The 286-nt window shown below is 64.0% G+C and carries 1 protein-coding gene; it reads left to right on the top strand.

Features of this window, described 5'->3' with window-relative positions; translation table 11 throughout:
• Window positions 1–128: 128 nt before the first annotated feature.
• On the top strand, window positions 129–286 hold a 158-nt coding region (locus EN852_RS39960), incomplete at its 3' end, for an LLM class flavin-dependent oxidoreductase (RefSeq protein WP_135879986.1).

The following is a 286-nucleotide window of genomic DNA, read 5'->3' as shown; positions in this document are numbered from 1 at the left end:
AGCAGCGCGAGATAGCGACGACCGCCGAGCTCGCCGACGTACTGGAGAACCAGCTCGCCATCGTTATTCCCAACCGCGCCACCTTCGAGGCGAGGCTCAAGGAAAAATGCATCGTGGAGACCTGACCAATGACCGCCCTTTCGGTTCTCGACCTGTCGCCGATCACCCAAGGCAGCACCGCTTCGCAGTCGCTGGCCAATTCGCTCGACCTCGCCCGCCATGCCGAGCGCCTGGGCTACAAGCGCTACTGGCTGGCCGAGCACCACAACATGCCGGGCATCGCGAG

Origin of the sequence: Mesorhizobium sp. M2E.F.Ca.ET.209.01.1.1, from assembly GCF_004010375.2 — a bacterium.
GTDB lineage: Bacteria > Pseudomonadota > Alphaproteobacteria > Rhizobiales > Rhizobiaceae > Mesorhizobium.
Note: the sequence above shows the minus strand (reverse complement) of the source record. Positions and strands in the feature narration are given on the sequence as shown.